The sequence below is a fragment of the Henriciella litoralis genome, from assembly GCF_002088935.1.
GTDB lineage: Bacteria > Pseudomonadota > Alphaproteobacteria > Caulobacterales > Hyphomonadaceae > Henriciella > Henriciella litoralis.
In genome coordinates this window covers 97,507-112,565 of the sequence record NZ_NCSS01000006.1, presented here as the reverse complement: position 1 = coordinate 112,565, position 15,059 = coordinate 97,507, and the positions used below count along the sequence as shown (strand labels likewise).

The window sequence follows — 15,059 nt, the reverse complement described above, 5'->3', positions numbered from 1 at the left end:
GCGAGCCCTTCACGATGATGGTGTCGTATTGTGGCTAGGTCGCCTCGGCTGGATATCTCAGCCGAAACCAGCTGCCCGCGTCGCGGCCGTCTGAGTGATCTAGCGTGCCGTTTAGGTCATTGGCATAAAGCTTCGCCAACTGGAGACCGAACCCGCCAGTTTCGAAAGCGTCGTAGCCCTCTTCAAGCCCCTGACCATTGTCGCGAACAATCAGCTCGCAGCTCGTTTTCGACATCTCAAATGTGAGCTCGACTTGGCCGTGCTCGCATGAGCCCAGCCCGTGCGTGACGGCATTGTCGACAAATTCGGTCAACACGACGCCCAGCGCCACAGCTTCTTTGGTGCTTGCCATCCGGGACGCGATTTTCGTCTTCAACCCAATGCGCCCAATAGCGGACTTCGGCATCAGCTCATTGCACAGCGCACTTATGAATGTCTTCAGCTGGATGCCATCCACCGAGCCATCCCGGTAAAGAAACTCATAGATCTTGCTGACCGCCGAAACCCGGTCTGACGCCTTCTTCAACCGATCGCGGGCATCATCATTCTCTGTCATCCGCGACTGCCAGTTTAGCAGTCCGGCTGTCATGGCGTGGCTGCTCCGCAAGCGAAGGTCTACTTCCTTCAGAAGCGATTGCTGATAGCAGAGGGCATCAGATGACACCCCAAGCTGATTGGCCTGCATGTTGGCGAGCTCTTCAAGACTGGCTCGGCTGCTCTCAGCCTGCAGATAGCGAGACATGCGATCAGTGACGTCGCGCGAAATCGCGATGACGCGCTGGATCTGACCTTTATCATCAAGGACAGGGGCAACAGAAATATCCCACCAGCGCGGGCTTCCCTTTAGCGTCGGGCAATACGCCTCGAAACGTGTTTTTGCCCCCGCGAAAGCCCGCTCGATTGAGCTAGAGATCAGGCTCTGCGACTCCAATGGCCACAGCGTATGCCAGGCCTGGCGCTGGATCATTGCAAAATCATCAACTTCCATGGCGCACTGGCCATTGACGTTCATGAACTCCAGCCGCCCTTCCGCATCAATAATCTTGATGCAATCAGGGCTCGCATAAAGGACCTCAACGAGCATGGAGGATGAAAGGTCGCCGAGCGTACTGATTGCAAGTGCGTCCACGTCTGATTGAAAGACAGTTTCGTTTAGTTTTAGCATATCACCCAATTCCATCTCACAGGAAAAGTATAGTTTTTTACTTTTGTTGCGAAGGCCGCAGATAATGCTGCGCCTATAATGAGATATTTATTTCTGAATTATGAATACAGAGGCCTATATCTTTGTTTTGTAATAGAATTTAAAAAATTTTATATTCTTCGAAGCATGCAATGAAGCGAAGTATAAGGGCTTACTTCGCGCTCTAAGAAAGCCGGGATCAAGACGGGCATGATCTGGCCTTTTCGCGCCCTGCTTGCGGCAAATTTGGCAGATTATTGCGCGTTCATTAGAAAAAACGGCCGAATCACGTACGAATGATCCTTCCCCGACAATGCGTTGAGCAAACAGGTCCGAGACAAAGATATGATTGAAGCAACGCTGGAGCGGGAACTTCCAGATCTTCGCCGCTTCTCGCGTGCCCTCACCGGCACTCAGGAGGCCGGCGACGCGCTCGTCAGTGAAGCGGTCCGCCTTCTCAGCAACCGTTCGCAGGAACTTGTCGAACATTTCTGCTCTCGCCCCCGTCTTTTTGGACTAGTCAGCTCTATTCTCGATTCCAGAACTTTCCTGGCTTTCAACCCAGAACGCGCGGACTCGCCCGGGCGCCGCGCCGTCCTCATGCAGGATGTGTTCGGTTTCACCGAAGAAGACGCCCGCAGCGCGCTTCAACTGGCGTCCGACAATTACAGAATGCTCCTGCAAGCCGCGCGCCTGCCTGCCTCCGGCCTCGAGCCTGCGCGAATTGTTATTCTGGAAGATCAGTTCCTCATCGCGGCTGATGAGGAAATCCTGCTGAAGTCTCATGGACATGATGTCGTCGGCGTTTGCGCCACCGCGGAAGAGGCACTGGAAATCGTTAAAAGCGAGTCCCCGGACATCGTTATCTGCGACATCGATCTTGGCGCCGGCAATCCGACCGGGCTCGACTTCGCCAAGAGCGTGCCGCCAGAGGCGAGGTGCGCCTTTGTCTTCGTGACCGGTCATCCGGCCACACTGTGCCAGGGCCATCCGGGTGAGCCTGCCTATCTCGTTTCAAAACCCTACGATCCTGCAGTGCTTGCAACCATCGTTTATCAGGCGCTTCTCAACGTGCGAAACCCATCCGAGCCGCTGGCCGGGACCAGCGATCTTGCACCGCTGCTCCCACCAGTCTGAGGAAAGACCCCGCAAATTTTGCCCGGTCAGAGGGCAGGCAAACTGTCAATCAAGCTGGCTGCCTCTTGGCGCGGCCGACGGCGCTGATTAAGCCAATTTGTATGAGCCTTCATCCCCGCGCCCTCGTGCATCTTGAAAATATCGTCGCCAATTGGCGCGCGATCGGTGCCATGCAGCCCGGCGCTGAGGCGGGCGCGGTCGTAAAGGCGAACGCCTATGGGCATGGTGCAGGCCAGGTTGCCAAAGCCCTCCACGCGGCAGGCTGCCAAACCTTTTTCGTCGCCTATGTCGAAGAAGGCATGGAAGTCCGCGGCGTTGTCGGAGACGGGCCCGACATCCTCGTATTTAACGGTGCCTCAGAGATTGAGCGGATCGAAGTCGAAAAGCTTCGCCTTATTCCTGTGCTCAATTCACTCACTGATCTCGACACCTGGATCAAATATGCGCGGTCGTCGCCTTATGCGGTTCACATCGATACCGGGATGAACAGGCTCGGCATCCGGTCTGAAGACGTGCCCGCCCTCATCACCGCCAGCAGAGATGCGCCGCCTGCGCACATCATGTCGCATCTGGTCGACTCCGATGATCCGGCCTGCCCGCTCAACGCAGCCCAGCGCCAGACCTTCAGTGAGCTGGCCCAGCACTTCCCGACCGCGCGCAAGAGCCTCTCCAATACCGGGGGCTGCTATATCTGCGGCGACTTCGGGTTTGATGTCATCCGCCCCGGCATCGGCCTTTATGGCGGCGGCCCTCCTGCACCTGCAGGTCACCGGCCCCTGCCCGGCATGACGCTCGAAGCGCCGATCCTGACGGTTCAGCACGCAAAAGCCGGAGAGAGCGTCGGCTATGGGGCCACGCACAAGCTGACAGTCCCCGCGACGCTCGCCACTGTGGCGCTTGGCTATGGCGACGGCTTTCCGCGCTCGGCCAGCAACAATGGCTATGCCAGTCTCGGCGGAACGCCCTGCCCGATCGTTGGCCGGGTTTCGATGGACCTCATCACAATCGATGTCTCTGCTGCACGAGACCTTGCAAAGCCGGGCGTATTCGCCCAATTCATCGGACCTGAGGTCCCGTTAGAGGATCAGGCGAAACGGGCCGGCACTGTCGGCTATGAACTTGTAACGGGGCTCGGCGATCGTGTCAGACGCATCTACGACTAAATCCGGCGGTTTTCCCAATCCGCTCGCCTGGATCGGACGCGGCGCCATTGGCCTGTTTGCCGAGATCGGCCGTCTTTCGATCTTTTCGGGCCGCACAGCCGCCATGGCGTTCACGCCGCCCTGGAATCTGGTCCAGATCTGGAAGCAGATCATCGCCGTCGGTTTTTACTCGCTGCCCGTCGTTGGTCTGTCGGCTGTCTTCATTGGCGCAGCTCTGGCCCTCAATATCTATACCGGCGGCAATCGCTTTGGCGCTGAACAGTTCGTGCCAAACATCGTTGTCCTCGGCATCACGCGGGAGCTTGGTGCCACGATTACCGGCCTGATGCTGGCCGGGCGCGTGACGGCGGGCATTGCTGCCGAAATCGGCGCGATGAAAGTGACAGAACAGATCGACGCGCTGAAAACCCTTTCGGCGAACCCTTTCCGCTATCTCTATGCCCCGCGCTTCCTGGCTGCGGCGCTGACCCTGCCAATTCTGGTCCTCATTGCAGATGTCATCGGTGTTATGGGCGGCTGGCTCGTCAGCGTCTTCGCACTCGACTTCGATTCGACCACCTATCTTCGCAACACGCTCGACTTCCTGACATTTGAGGACGTCCTGGTGGGAGTCATCAAAGCCGTCATCTTCGGCATGGTGATCGCGCTGATGGGCTGTTACCAGGGCTCGAAATCATCGGCTGGTGCAACGGGCGTCGGACGGGCTGCCACGCTCTCAATGGTTGGCGCAGCCGTTCTGGTCCTTGCGGCCAACTATATGATGTCGACCCTCTTCGTGCGCATCGGGATTTAAGGCCATGACCAAGACCCGCCCCATCCTTGAGCTGAAAGGCGTCGAAAAGAGTTTCGGCAAAAATCACGTCCTGCGCGGCGTCGATCTCGATGTCGCGCCCGGCAACTCACTTGTTGTTCTTGGCGGTTCTGGTTCCGGCAAGTCCGTGATGCTGAAGAACGCCCTCGGTCTGATGACGCCGGACGCCGGGACGATCCTCTTTGACGGGGAAGACGTGACCTATGACCAGGGCAAGGAGCGCGATGCCATGCGGGCCCGTGTCGGCATGCTGTTCCAGTCCGGCGCGCTGTTCGATAGCCTCACCGTCTGGGAAAATATCGCCTTCCGTCTGCTCAATGCCGACAAAGTGAAGCGCGCGGATGCCAAGGAACGCGCCATAGACTCGCTCAAGAAAGTGCGTCTCGGCGCCTCCGTGGCAGACCTGCGCCCAGCCGAGCTTTCGGGCGGCATGCAGAAACGCGTCGCCCTCGCTCGCGCCATTATCACCGAGCCGGATCTTATCTTCTTCGACGAACCGACGACCGGCCTCGACCCGATCACAGCAGATGCGATCAATGACCTCATTCTCGAACAGGTCAAAGCGCTCGGCGCGGCTGCCGTGACGATCACGCACGACATGGCCTCTGCCCGCAAGGTCGCCGACGAGATCGCCATGCTGTTCGAAGGCAAGATCATCTGGCGCGGTAGCGCAGACAAGATCGACAATTCAGGCAACGAGTATGTCGACCAGTTCGTGCATGGCCGCGCCGAAGGGCCGATCCAGCCCGCGCTTTAGGTTTAGAGACGGTCACGGTCGCCTGAGAAAGGCTAAACGCACGTCGTTTCATCCTTCGACAAGCTCAGGATGAGGTTTGGAATCGCCGCAACGGAAGCCAAAAACGCCCCATAGGCCTCATCCTGAGCCTGTCGAAGGACGAGGCCCATGCAGTGACCATCACCCACCCGATGCCGCCAGGCCCACCGCGCGCCCCATCGCCAGGCACGCCGTCAGCAGATAACCGCCCGTTGGTGCGTCCCAGGCCACCATTTCGCCTGCACAATAGGTGCCCGGCACAGCCTTCAGCATCATCTGATCATCAAGGGCGTCCCATGATACCCCGCCTGCGGTGGAAATAGCCGCATCAAGCGGTGCTGTCCCGCTCAGCCGCAATGGCAGCGCCTTTATGAGCGCGGCAAGCGGCTCAGGCTCACGTGGCGGCTGGCCTCTGGTGACTTCATTCAGCAGCGCAATCTTGCTCGCATCGAGCCGCGCGCCCTTGCGCAGACGATTCGTCATCGAGTCCTTCGCCTTCGTGGCCGCCAGACGCCGGACCAGCGTATCGGTGTCGACATCGGGCAGCAGGTCAATGCAAAGATCGGCCTCGCCGCACGCTGCCAATTGCGCCCTCAGCGCGCCCGACAGCGGATAAACGGCGCCGCTCTCGATGCCATAGCGCGTGATAACAAAGTCGCCCCGCTGGCTGTCCCCGCCCGCAGAGAGCGATACCCCTTTGACCGGCTCGCCTTCCTGCGCCTCAAGCAACCTCTTCGACCAGTCCACGGCAAAGCCGCAATTGGACGGCTCAAAAGGCTCTAGCGCCACGCCCTTCTCCGCGAGAATGTCCGCCCAGCGCCCGTCAGAGCCAAGCCGAGACCAGCTCGCCCCACCAAGCGCGAGTATGGTCGCATCCGACTCGACCTGCACATCTCCATTCGGCGTTTCGAACTTCAGAGCGCCCGTGTCGCTCCATCCCTGCCAGCGATGGCGCAACAGTAGCTCTGCGCCGCCTGCGGATAGACGGCCCAACCAGCGGCGAAGCAAAGGCGAGGCCTTCATCTCTTCGGGGAAAACCCGGCCTGAGCTGCCCGTGAAGGTTCGCGTCTCCAAACCATCCATCCATGCGATCAATTCGGTTGGCCCAAAGGCTTGAACCATCTCCAGCAAACGCTTGTCTGGCGCTGGGTACCGGCTTTGAAACGCGGCCTGATCTTCTGAATGGGTAATATTGAGCCCGCTCTTGCCGGCCATCAGGAATTTGCGGGCCGCGCTCGGCATCGCATCATAGATCGTCACGGACGCGCCCGCCTCGAGGGCTGCCTCTGCCGCCATGAGCCCGGCTGGCCCGGCACCTATGATCGCGATCCGTTTCATTCGCCTGATCTAACGGGCCGATGCGTCTCAGGCCAGAGCTCTCGGGCAAACAACTGACGCTTCACCAACGACGTCTCAGCAGAGTTGTCGCAGCGCGCCTAAAGACTGCAGAAATGCGTTCAAATGAACATCATGAATTTACAATTGTAACTACTCCTGTTGAGCCAGCGACGCCGCAGGATAGACGAAAGCCCAGACAGCAGAAAGCCATCCGGACAGGCACGTCCGGATGGCTCATCTTACACAGAAAATGGCGACTAGCCGTTCTGTTTTGCTTTCAGGTCAGCCTGGCGCTCTGTGGCCGTTGTGAGCGAGTCCAGCGCGGCGGACATGGCGTCGTTGTAGCAGGACTGATAGGCGCTACGCTCAGACAGGGACATCGGTCCAGTCCTTTGATCACAGGCCTTTTCAGCGGCCCGGCGGAGTTTTGCGAGCATGACATCGGTACCGGCTTCGGTGGTCAGATCAATGCCGGACGTATCGACACTGACCGAACGGATTTCCGATGGCGCATCTGCAAATGCGGGGGCGGCAGCGAAACCGAGGATGGCTGCGGTGATGACGGTTGCAAGTTTCTTCTGGGACATTTTAGTACCTTCTTTCTTGTTTTTATCGACCCGTTCCCTGAGCCCCATCTACATACCATATTTATTGTTTTACGATAATTAATTCTATGTAATGTTACAACTGTCGCACACTTATTGATGCTTTTCGCCCCTCCCGCATCAGTTTAGGCCAGAGGCTATGGCGCGATCATCTACAGCTTTTACCTGCCAGTCCTGCGGCGCGGTTCACCCCAAATGGTCGGGCCGCTGTGAGGCCTGCGGGGAATGGAATACGCTGGTTGAGGAAACCGTCTCGGCGGCCCCCGGCGGACTGGCCGCGCCGAAGTCGCTCTCGCGCAAGGCAGGCGCCAAGGTCGAGTTCACCGCGCTCAATGAAACAACCGAAGCCCCGCCCCGGCATATAATAGGCGTGGATGAGCTGGACCGCGTCTTTGGCGGCGGTCTCGTGCCCTCCTCGGCCACATTGATCGGCGGCGATCCAGGAATCGGCAAGTCGACCCTCCTTCTACAGGTCGCCGCCCGGCTTGCCCGGAATGGCCTGAAGACCGTCTACGTCTCGGGCGAGGAAGCTGCCGCCCAGATCCAGGACAGGGCGCGCCGCCTGAAGGTCGCCGAAAGCCCGGTTGACCTCGCCACTGAGACAGACCTCCGCAAAGTTCTCGCCTCGCTGAAAACGGCCAAGCCTGACTTTGTCGTGATCGACTCGATCCAGACCATGTGGTCCGACAGTCTAGAAGCCGCCCCCGGCTCTGTCGCGCAGGTCCGGGCGTGCGCACAGGAGCTGACGCGATGGGCCAAGAAGTCCGGGGCCGCCCTCATCCTGGTTGGCCACGTCACGAAAGAAGGCCAGATCGCTGGCCCTCGCGTCGTCGAACATATGGTCGACACCGTCTTCTATTTTGAGGGCGAACGCGGCCACCAGTTCCGCATCCTGCGCGCCGTGAAGAACCGGTTCGGTCCGACCGACGAGATCGGCATCTTCGAGATGCATCAGTTTGGCCTCGCCCCGGCGCGCGAACCTTCCGCCCTCTTCCTGTCGTCTGATTCAGGTGAAACCGGCGGCGCAGCCGTATTTGGCGCCATGGAAGGCTCGCGGCCTGTTCTGGCAGAAGTTCAGGCCCTGGTCAGCGCATCCGCCTATGGTACGCCGCGGCGCAGCATTGTCGGCTGGGACGCCAACCGTCTCGCCATGGTGCTGGCAGTCCTCGAAGCGCGCTGCGGCGTGTCCCTCGGCGGCCGGGACGTCTATCTCTCCGTGGCGGGCGGCTACCGTATAACTGAGCCTGCCGGCGACCTTGCCGCGGCGGCTGCGCTTTTAACGTCACTTGCGGACAAGCCTGCCCCCGAAAAGTCGGTCTTCTTCGGAGAAATCGCCCTTTCCGGCGCAATCCGGCCTGTCGCCCGCATGGATCAGCGCCTCAAGGAAGCCCAGCGACTTGGCTTTCAGCACGCATTTGTGCCAGATGGCAGTTCGTCGGCCCCGGAAGGGTTGACCGTGACCAGCGTGTCGCGCCTATCTGAGCTTGTAGAATTACTTGGTCTGGAACCAGACGCATGATGGATGCCCTTACAGCCTTTGACGCGATTGTGGTCATTCTCTTGATCCTGTCGACGCTGATGGCCTTAGCACGCGGCTTCATGCGCGAACTGGCAACCCTTGGCGCGTTTATCGCCGCACTCGCGGCAGCCTACTATGCCCGCCTCTATCTGCGTGATCCACTTGCACAGGTGCTACCAGAAGGCACGGCCACCTGGATGCCAGATCTCATCCTGTTCGTTGGCGCCTTTCTGATCGTCTATGTCGTGGTCGCCTGGTTTGGCGCGAACCTGTCGAAATCCATTCAAGGCGCTGACGGCGTCAGCATCTTCGACCGGTTTGCCGGAGCTATCTTTGGCTTTCTGCGCGGCGCGATCGTTCTGGTCTTTTTTGTCTTCCTGATGCGCATGGCCCTCGACCATGACCGCATCCCGGAATGGATCCGCACAGCCCAGACCTATCCTATCCTGGAGGAGGGTGCGGTGTACGTCGAAACGCATGCGCCTGAGATTGGACAGCGCGCTCAGCAGCGCTCACCACTTGACGAATCCTGATGCTGGCCATACCTCGCAGTCAAGTTGTGACAGCGAGGTGTCAATGTTCTGGGACCATGACGACGACAAGCCTCGCGAAGAGTGCGGCATTGTTGGGGTCTTCAACCACCCCGAAGCCTCTCTTCTCGTCGCCCTAGGCCTTCACGCCCTCCAGCATCGCGGACAGGAAGCCTGTGGCATCGCCACATTCGACGGCAAGAAATTCCACAATGAGCGCCATATGGGCCTCGTGGGCGAGAATTTCGGTGGCGACCTAACCACCCGCCTTCCCGGCTCTGCCGGCATCGGTCACAATCGCTATTCTACGCAGGGCAAACCTGCGATGCGCAATATCCAGCCCATCTTTGCTGACCTCGCCTCCTCAGGCTTCGCGCTGGCGCACAACGGCAACCTCACCAATGCCCGCGCGCTGCGCAAGGAACTGATCGAGAAAGGGGCGATCTTCCAGTCCACAATGGACACTGAAGTCCTCCTGCAACTCGTCGCGCGCAGCACAAAGCCGCTGATGCGTGAGCGTTTCATGGAAGCTCTGCGCCACGTCGAAGGCGGCTATGCCTTTGTCGGCCTGACCAACAAGAAGCTCATCGGTGCGCGCGACCCAATCGGTATCCGCCCGCTTGTTCTTGGCAAGCTTGGCGATGGCTGGGTGCTCGCGTCGGAAACCTGCGCGCTTGATATTATCGGCGCCGAGTTCGTCCGCGAGATTGAGAATGGCGAAGTCGTCATCATCACCGAGGATGGTGTTGAGAGCTTCCACCCCTTCCCAAAACGCGCGGAAAGCCCGTGCCTGTTTGAATATGTCTATTTCGCCCGGCCCGACAGCATCGTTCAGGGCCGTAGTGTCTATCAGGTTCGCCGCCGCATGGGACACCAGCTCGCGCGCGAGAACCCGGCCGACGTCGATGTCATCGTGCCTGTGCCGGACTCCGGCGTGCCAGCCGCGATCGGCTTTTCAGAGCAAAGCGGCGTGCCGTTCCAGCTGGGCATCATCCGCAGCCACTATGTCGGGCGAACCTTCATCGAACCGACGCAAACCGGCCGTCAGAAATCCGTTTCCAAGAAGCACTCGCCCAACCGCGCCGTGCTTGAAGGCAAGCGCGTGCTTCTGGTCGACGACTCGATCGTGCGCGGCAACACGTCCCGCAAGATTGTCCAGATGGTCCGCGAAGCTGGCGCCAAGGAAGTGCACCTGCGCTCGGCCAGCCCGCCCATCGTGAACCCGGATTTCTACGGCATCGACATGCCCACCAAGGCCGAACTGCTCGCTTCCAATAATTCGCTTGAGCAGATGCGGGACTTCCTGAACGTCGAGAGCCTCGGCTTCCTGTCTGTCCAGGGCCTCTATGCCGCAATTGGCATCGAGCGGAACATCGACCAGCCACAATTCTCCGACCATTGCTTCACGGGCCGCTACCCAACCCGTCTCGTCGACAATGCGCGCGAGGAAAGTGCCAAGGACAGACAGCTCTCGCTGCTGGACTAGGACGCCGGAGGCAATTAGTCCGCCCTCATGGATAAACGCATCACCCTGATCACAGGCGCCTCGCGCGGGATCGGCAAGGCCGCTGCGCTCGAGCTTGTCCGCCGCAACCACCACATCATTGCGATTGCGCGCTCAAAGCTCGCGCTTGAGAAAGTAGATGACGAGATCAAGGAACTGGGCGGCAGCGCAACGCTCATCCCCATGGACCTGAAAGACAAGACGGCGTTCGAGACCGTCGGTCAGGCGCTGGCAACCCGTTTCGGCCGCATTGATGGCCTGCTGGCCAATGCCGGCATTCTCGGCACGCTGGGGCCGCTTCAAGCGGTTGGCCCACGCAGCTTCGAGGAAACGATTGAAGTGAACCTCACGGCCAATTGGCGCCTCATCCGTGCGATGGCGCCTCTGCTGCAGCGTTCTGAAGCCCCGCGCGCCGTCTTCATCAGCTCCGGCGTTGTGCCGCGTCCACGCGCCTTCTGGGGGCCATACCAAGCCTCCAAGGCAGGCATGGAGCATCTGGCGCTTGCCTGGGCCGATGAGAACGAAAACATGGCGCTACGCGTCAACATCTATGACCCGGGCGCAACTCGCACCGGCATGCGCGCTGAAGCCATGCCCAGCGAAGACCCGGCAACACTGCCAACGCCTGAAGAGGTCGTCCAAAAGCTCGCGCCGCTTCTGGAAGCCAGCGAGACGCGGACGGGTGTACGGGTTTCGTTCAAGGACTAGGGACGCAGCACGGCAGAGCGCCGGTCTAGCTGGCCCTATTTGCGCTTATTGATGCTGCGCGTCTTGCCTTTGCCGCGCCCGCTCGTCTTCTTCTGGTTCTGCGGCTTGTACTTGTCGGCATAGGGGTTCGCCCCCTGACGCACGAACAGCCGGATCGGCACGCCAGGAAGATCAAATCCTTCGCGTATCCCGTTGACAAGAAAGCGTTTATATTGCTCGGGCATCTGCTCGCCACGTGACGCGATCAGCACAAAGGTTGGCGGACGGGACTTCATCTGCGCCATGTAACGCGGCTTGATCCGCTTGCCATTAATCGATGGTGGCGGATGGCGCTCGATCGTGTAGCGAAGCCAGCGATTGAGGTCGCCCGTCTTCACGCGCGCGGACCAGTCTTCATGCACCTTGGCGACCGTCGGCATGAAGCGCTCAACCCGCTTGCCCGTCAGGCCAGACAGCGTCACGACCGGCGCACCCTTGGCGTTTGGCAGCAAGCGTTTAGCCATATCCGACAGCTCACGCATCTTCTGCGCGTGATTGTCGACGAGGTCCCATTTGGAGATGACGAAGACGAGGCCTCGCCCCTCGCGCACAGCCAGGTCGGCAATCTGCAAATCCTGCTTCTCGAATGCCTCGTCAGCATCCATCACAAGCGCAATCACATCGGCATATTTCAGCGTCCGCACCGTTTCACCGGTCGACATGCGCTCCAGCTTCTCCTGAACGCGCGATTTGCGGCGCAGGCCCGCCGTGTCGACAAGTTTGACCTTCCGGCCTTCATACATCCAGTCGACTGAGATCGAGTCGCGCGTAATGCCGGCTTCCGGGCCGGTCAGCACACGCTGCTCGCCCAGCAGCTGGTTGATCAGCGTGGATTTGCCCGCATTCGGGCGTCCGACAATTGCAAGGCGGATGGGTTTCTTGCGGGCTTCCTCGCGCGCTCTGAGCTGCGCTTCGGCTTCGGCGGCGTCGTCAATGCCAGCGGCTTCGAGCGCTGCCGTCAGCTCATCTTCCGTCATATTGGGATTGTCGACATCGATCTCGGCCATACGGTCGAGGATCGCGTCATCGAAGCCTTCGCCTTCGGCGGCATCTTCTTCGGTGAAGGCTGCGAGAAAGGCTTCTTCGCCGAGGGCTTCGCGGATCGCGCCATAAAGGTCGCCCATGCCTTCGCCATGTGCGCCTGAAAGGCCCACAGGTTCCCCGAATCCAAGCCCCCAGGCTTCGGCCATGCCGACATTGCCCTGATTGCCTTCGGCCTTGTTGGCGGCCAGCACAATCGGCAGGTCGGCCCGGCGCAGGACATCCGCAAAGCGTTCATCCATCGGCGTTACGCCTTCACGCGCATCGATCAGGAAGAGCGCAAGCTCAGCCTCACGGATCGCAACTTCGGTCTGCATACGCATGCGCGATTCGAGCGAGTCATCATGGACGTCCTCGAACCCGGCCGTATCGATCAGGATAAGTGGCAAATCCGCAAGGCGCCCTGAGGCTTCCTTGCGGTCACGGGTAACGCCGGGCTGGTCATCGACCAGCGCGAGCTGCTTTCCGGCAAGCCGGTTAAACAGCGTGGACTTGCCCACATTCGGGCGCCCGACAATGGCGATCTTCAACGGCATGACCCGCCCCTTTTCTTAAAGCTGGGCCCCGGCCGTCCGGAGCGCGCGCGGGCCGTCCTAGCGGATCGCGATCAGACGCGCATCATCTGTAAGCACAAACACCTTGTCACCCACCGAGATCGGCTCGAGGTAGACCGGGTCTTTCAGGTCGATTGACCCTGTTTGTTCGCCGGTCTGCGGTGACAGTGCAATCAGCTCACCGCGCGAAGACACGACCAGCACCTGGTCCGACGCGACGATTGGGCCGGCATACGCAATACGGCCCTTTTTCTTTTTCTTCTTCGCGTACTGGCGCAACTGCTTGACCCAATACACCTTACCGGATTCTGCCGCGATGGCAGCAACCTTGCCGTCAGTTCCAGACACAAAGAGGTATGGACCTACAAGTGATGGCGCTGATGTCGAGCCAATTGGTTGTACCCAGAGACGCGAGCCCGTGCGCCCGTCAATGGCTGCCATGACGCCTGACTGGTTCGCGGCGAAGACAAGTCCGCCCCCGATCACAGGACGCGAGGCAATATCGTTGATCGAAGAGATCGGCGTGAAGCGGCCAGGGCGCGACAGGGCCTCGGTCCACAGCCGACGGCCGTTTGCAGCGAGGTAAGCAATGATCTCACCCGACGAGTATGGCGCAATGACGATGTCTTCAACGGCTGCCGGGCTGGATGAACCCAGCACACGCGCCGACTCCGCAATCGCCTGGTCCGTCCAATCGATCTGACCGTCATCCAGGTCCAGCGCGAAAATCTCATTATTGTTCGACGACACGAACGCCCGGCCATCCTTGATGGTCGGCGCGCCGGTCATCGGCGCTTCCATGTCGCGGCGCCAGATCTCGCTGCCATCTCCAGCATTCAGCGCCGTCACAAAACCATAGCCGCTGGCGACGACGAGCCGGCCATTTTCATAGGCCATGCCAGCGCCGATGCCGACCTTGTCGCGGCGATTGCCGGATTTCAGTTCGCGCTGCCAGATCTTGCGGCCGGTTTCGAGATCGAAGGCCCGTACCGTCTGCTCGGAATCGACCACGAAGATGTATTGCTCGCTGGCAACCGGCGGCGTGGTTAGCGCAGATTTGCGGGTGGAGCCTTTGCCTGCGTTCACGCGCCAGGCCACGGAAAGATCCGCCGCTGCAGCGACGTGACCAGCCGTCTTGGTAGGGCCAGAGCCAGCCTGGGGCCAGCTTGCCAGCGTTTCAGCTGCCGGCAACGTAATCGCCGTTCCGGCGAGATCAGCGCTTGCCTCCAGACTCTGGTCGCCGAGCACCATTTCGATGCGTCCGGCTTTCTCTTCTTCCGACAGACGCTCTTTTTCAGCGTTCAGATTGCGGAAATAGGAACACCCCGCAAGCGAGACCGTCAAAGCGGAAAAGACTGCGATACGAAGATAGGAATTACTCATTCTGGCTGGTCTCCATCCACGGCGCCTGCTTCGGTAGCCTCTGCAGCCGGCGCGGCTGATTCATCAGTAGCTGGGGTATCTGTTTCGCTCGGCGTTTCGGCCGGAACTGGCTCCGCCGCCGCAGACGCTGGTGGCAGCGTGTCCAGCGCCGCAGTCGCGCGCTGTACGACCCCAGGGGGCACATTGGCCAGAAAGCGCAGATCGTTGAACGTCTTGCGGGCGAACTCATAGTCGCCTTCTTCGGCGGCTTTGGCAGCCACAAGCTCCAGGGAGAGCGCGCCAAACTGGGACGTCTCGTTCAGCAGATTGCCGAGGTAGGCTTCGAGGTCCGCGCGGCTTGTGTCCGGAGATTTCAGATATGCCGCCTTGATCAGCGACAGCTTGCCGATCGGTGTTTCGTCATTTGCCGCCGCTTCAAGGGCACTGATCGCCGCTGCGCGGTCCCCGTTTCCGGTCAACCGGGCTTGCGCAAGATAGTTGCTCGCCATTGGCGCGATGCGGGCATCGGAATTGGCAAGGGCTTCAAGATCGTTCGCTGCTGCTTCGAAGTTCTGGTCAGAGAGTTCACCGACCGCTGTTTCAAACGCAATGGCGCTTTCCTCGACGGTCTGCGCGCTGCGCGCCTGCAAGTACTCGTTCAGCGCGACACCGCCGATCAGGAGCGCGGCACCAATATAGGCGAACACCCCATATTTCTTCCACAGGCGCGCGGCCTTGTCCTGCCGGAGGCCTTCTTCGACTTCCTCAAAGATATCCGCCAATTGGCCTG

The 15,059-nt window shown here is 60.1% G+C and carries 14 protein-coding genes; 8 read left to right on the top strand and 6 right to left on the bottom strand.

Annotated features, from left to right (window positions below; translation table 11 throughout):
• Positions 1-34 precede the first annotated feature (34 nt).
• On the bottom strand, positions 35-1,165 hold the full coding sequence (locus B8783_RS04165; protein ID WP_169711702.1) for a sensor histidine kinase: 1,131 nt from the start codon (positions 1,163-1,165) through the stop codon (positions 35-37).
• Between the two features lie 363 nt (positions 1,166-1,528).
• Between B8783_RS04165 and B8783_RS04160 the strand changes: the two genes are divergently transcribed.
• The 4 genes from B8783_RS04160 to B8783_RS04145 all read left to right on the top strand — a co-directional run bounded on the left by B8783_RS04160 (position 1,529) and on the right by B8783_RS04145 (position 5,051).
• Positions 1,529-2,320 carry a response regulator gene (locus B8783_RS04160; RefSeq protein WP_084418525.1) on the top strand — a complete coding sequence of 264 codons (792 nt, stop codon included), beginning with the start codon at positions 1,529-1,531 and terminating at the stop codon, positions 2,318-2,320.
• Positions 2,321-2,421: 101 nt separating this feature from the next.
• The gene (gene alr / locus B8783_RS04155) at positions 2,422-3,483 is read left to right on the top strand and encodes an alanine racemase (protein ID WP_084418524.1); all 1,062 of its coding nucleotides are present in this window, start codon (positions 2,422-2,424) and stop codon (positions 3,481-3,483) included.
• Positions 3,461-4,276, top strand: a complete 816-nt coding sequence (locus B8783_RS04150) for an MlaE family ABC transporter permease (protein ID WP_084418523.1) — start codon at positions 3,461-3,463, stop codon at positions 4,274-4,276. The genes alr and B8783_RS04150 overlap by 23 nt, the downstream gene beginning before the upstream one ends.
• Positions 4,277-4,280: 4 nt before the next feature.
• Positions 4,281-5,051 carry an ABC transporter ATP-binding protein gene (locus B8783_RS04145; protein ID WP_084418522.1) on the top strand — a complete coding sequence of 257 codons (771 nt, stop codon included), beginning with the start codon at positions 4,281-4,283 and terminating at the stop codon, positions 5,049-5,051.
• Between the two features lie 159 nt (positions 5,052-5,210).
• Here B8783_RS04145 and B8783_RS04140 read toward each other — a convergent pair whose 3' ends face one another.
• Together B8783_RS04140 and B8783_RS04135 are read right to left on the bottom strand one after the other, a co-directional pair.
• On the bottom strand, positions 5,211-6,407 hold the full coding sequence (locus B8783_RS04140) for a TIGR03862 family flavoprotein (protein WP_084418521.1): 1,197 nt from the start codon (positions 6,405-6,407) through the stop codon (positions 5,211-5,213).
• A 257-nt stretch (positions 6,408-6,664) separates the two neighbouring features.
• A complete protein-coding gene (locus B8783_RS04135) occupies positions 6,665-6,994 on the bottom strand; it encodes a UrcA family protein (RefSeq protein WP_169711701.1) in 330 nt (109 codons plus the stop codon).
• 157 nt (positions 6,995-7,151) lie between these two features.
• Here B8783_RS04135 and radA point away from each other — a divergent pair, with 157 nt between their 5' ends.
• Genes radA through B8783_RS04115 form a run of 4 tightly spaced genes read left to right on the top strand, consistent with a single transcriptional unit; the run spans position 7,152 to position 11,273 of the window.
• A complete protein-coding gene (radA, locus tag B8783_RS04130) occupies positions 7,152-8,531 on the top strand; it encodes a DNA repair protein RadA (protein ID WP_084418519.1) in 1,380 nt (459 codons plus the stop codon).
• Complete coding sequence (locus B8783_RS04125; RefSeq protein ID WP_233355671.1) at positions 8,528-9,064, top strand: CvpA family protein; 537 nt, start codon at positions 8,528-8,530, stop codon at positions 9,062-9,064. Before radA ends, B8783_RS04125 begins: the two co-directional genes overlap by 4 nt.
• 43 nt (positions 9,065-9,107) lie before the next feature.
• Positions 9,108-10,547 carry an amidophosphoribosyltransferase gene (gene purF, locus B8783_RS04120; RefSeq protein WP_084418518.1) on the top strand — a complete coding sequence of 480 codons (1,440 nt, stop codon included), beginning with the start codon at positions 9,108-9,110 and terminating at the stop codon, positions 10,545-10,547.
• A gap of 27 nt (positions 10,548-10,574) precedes the next feature.
• The gene (locus B8783_RS04115; protein ID WP_084418517.1) at positions 10,575-11,273 is read left to right on the top strand and encodes an SDR family NAD(P)-dependent oxidoreductase; all 699 of its coding nucleotides are present in this window, start codon (positions 10,575-10,577) and stop codon (positions 11,271-11,273) included.
• Positions 11,274-11,308: 35 nt separating this feature from the next.
• On the opposite strand, the gene der is transcribed toward B8783_RS04115, so the two are convergent.
• Genes der through B8783_RS04100 form a run of 3 tightly spaced genes read right to left on the bottom strand, consistent with a single transcriptional unit; the run spans position 11,309 to position 15,051 of the window.
• Positions 11,309-12,889 carry a ribosome biogenesis GTPase Der gene (der, locus tag B8783_RS04110; RefSeq protein WP_084418516.1) on the bottom strand — a complete coding sequence of 527 codons (1,581 nt, stop codon included), beginning with the start codon at positions 12,887-12,889 and terminating at the stop codon, positions 11,309-11,311.
• A 57-nt stretch (positions 12,890-12,946) separates the two neighbouring features.
• The gene (locus B8783_RS04105; protein ID WP_084418515.1) at positions 12,947-14,290 is read right to left on the bottom strand and encodes an outer membrane protein assembly factor BamB family protein; all 1,344 of its coding nucleotides are present in this window, start codon (positions 14,288-14,290) and stop codon (positions 12,947-12,949) included.
• Positions 14,287-15,051, bottom strand: a complete 765-nt coding sequence (locus tag B8783_RS04100; protein ID WP_084418514.1) for a hypothetical protein — start codon at positions 15,049-15,051, stop codon at positions 14,287-14,289. The genes B8783_RS04105 and B8783_RS04100 overlap by 4 nt, the downstream gene beginning before the upstream one ends.
• Between the last annotated feature and the right edge of the window lie 8 nt (positions 15,052-15,059).